This is a genomic window from Nodosilinea sp. LEGE 07298 (assembly GCF_015207265.1).
Lineage (GTDB): Bacteria > Cyanobacteriota > Cyanobacteriia > Phormidesmidales > Phormidesmidaceae > Nodosilinea.
In genome coordinates, this window is sequence record NZ_JADEXE010000560.1 from 1 (window position 1) to 1,683 (window position 1,683).

At 58.8% G+C, this 1,683-nt stretch carries 2 protein-coding genes; both read left to right on the forward strand.

The features are described from left to right. Window positions 1-10 precede the first annotated feature (10 nt). Entirely contained in the window at window positions 11-487 is a 477-nt protein-coding gene (locus tag IQ273_RS33030) for a MogA/MoaB family molybdenum cofactor biosynthesis protein (protein WP_194027295.1), read from the forward strand. A 192-nt stretch (window positions 488-679) separates the two neighbouring features. Next, window positions 680-1,516: a DUF3598 family protein gene (locus tag IQ273_RS33035; RefSeq protein ID WP_194027294.1), complete on the forward strand. Its 837-nt coding sequence runs from the start codon at window positions 680-682 to the stop codon at window positions 1,514-1,516. Window positions 1,517-1,683 lie beyond the last annotated feature (167 nt).

Genomic DNA, 1,683 nt, shown 5'->3' on the forward strand with positions numbered 1-1,683 from the left:
CTCCCAGACCCTGTCGCGGCCCGTGCGCTGCGCGGTGGTTACGGTAAGCGATACCCGCACCGTCGAAAGCGATCGCAGCGGCCAGATTATTCAAACCCTGCTGATTGAATCGGGACATCAGGTAGGCGACTACCGGATTGTGCCCGACGAGCCCGATCGCATCGGTCCCCTGTGCCAAACCCTGGCCCAAGGGCCTAAGGTAGACTGCATCATTCTCACAGGCGGCACGGGCATTGCCCCGCGCGACACCACCTACGATGCGATCGCCGCGTTGCTAGAGAAAACCCTGCCCGGCTTTGGCGAAATTTTTCGGCAGCTCAGCTTTCAGGAAATTGGCTCTCGGGCGATCGCGTCTCGCGCCGTGGCTGGGGTCTACCAATCAACGCTAATCTTTTCGCTGCCGGGGTCGAGCAACGCCGTCACCCTGGCCATGAAGGCGCTAATTTTGCCCGAGCTACCCCACCTGGTCAGCCAGATGCAGGGCTAGGGGGAAAGGGTTTGCGGTTCAGGGGGCGTTGCTGAACTGAGGCATGAATCTGGGTAGGGGCAAACGGCCGTTTGCCCCTACGAGAGACATTGAGTTTTTGATTCATACCCGTGTTCAGTAACCTCAAACTTTTGCCAATTGAGTCAATCTGCACCGGCTAACCCTCTGTTTCCCCCAATACAGTCTTTCCCTATGACCTCAGCTGCTTCATCCCAGTGGGCGCGCCTGCTCAAAAATCAGGGCACCTGGGTGGGGTCGTTTACCCAGGTGTCTCCAACTGGAGAAATCTTACAAGACACGCCTTCGGAGGTGGCGCTAACGCCTTTGAATGGAGGTAACACCATACGCCAGGCCATCCGCAAACGCCCTCCCGACCAGCCGCCTAGCGAAACGGTGCTAGAGTACAGCTCCCTGGGGCGCGGGGTGCTGTTTAGCGAAACCGGTGCATTTTCCCAGGGCTCGATTCAGCGCAGCCCAGTGAGCGAGTTTGGGGCCGAGCTGGGGTTGATTCACAACGCTGAGCGACTGCGCATCGCCCTGATTTTCCCCAAACAGCCCAGCCTGGGCAGCCTGACGCTGATTCGAGAACATCTGGCAGAATCCGCCCCCTCCCACCGTCCCGAGTTGTCAGTCAATCAGCTGTTGGGTACCTGGGCAGGGGAAGCGGAAACGGTGTTTCCCGACTTGCAGCCGCCCCAGACAATGACAACCCGACTAGAGATTCGGCCAGCAGAGCCGGGAACGGTGAGTCAAACCCTCAATTTTGGCCGTAGCCCCGCCATTCAGTCCCAGGGGCAGGTGGTCGACTCCACCCTACAGTTTGGGCAGGGCAGTCAGCCGGTTACTGTGCTCTGCCTGCCGGGGGGAGCGTCGGCCAGTTTTCCGACCGACGTTCAGCCGGGGCAACCGTTCTTTTTGGAAGCAGGTTGGTTGATCAGCCCCACCCTACGGCAGCGGCTGATCCGCACCTACAATGCCCAGGGTACCTGGGTAAGCCTAACCCTGGTAACTGAGCAAAAAGTGTCGTGACTAAGCAAAAAGTCTGGTGGACCAAAAAGTGGCCAGTGCAGCGTCAACGCTAAGAATTAGGGTGCCGTAGGGTGCATTCGCGCAGCAATGCACCGAGAGAAAGGCCATCCCTAGTACTCGACGGCTGAAATATGCCCACCATTCCGAATTGCTTGACTCCCTAGCCC

Bases quoted from the DNA above. Each gene is read 5' to 3' on its own strand.
- IQ273_RS33035 (WP_194027294.1), top strand. From the start codon at position 680: ATGACCTCAGCTGCTTCATCCCAGTGGGCGCGCCTGCTCAAAAATCAG.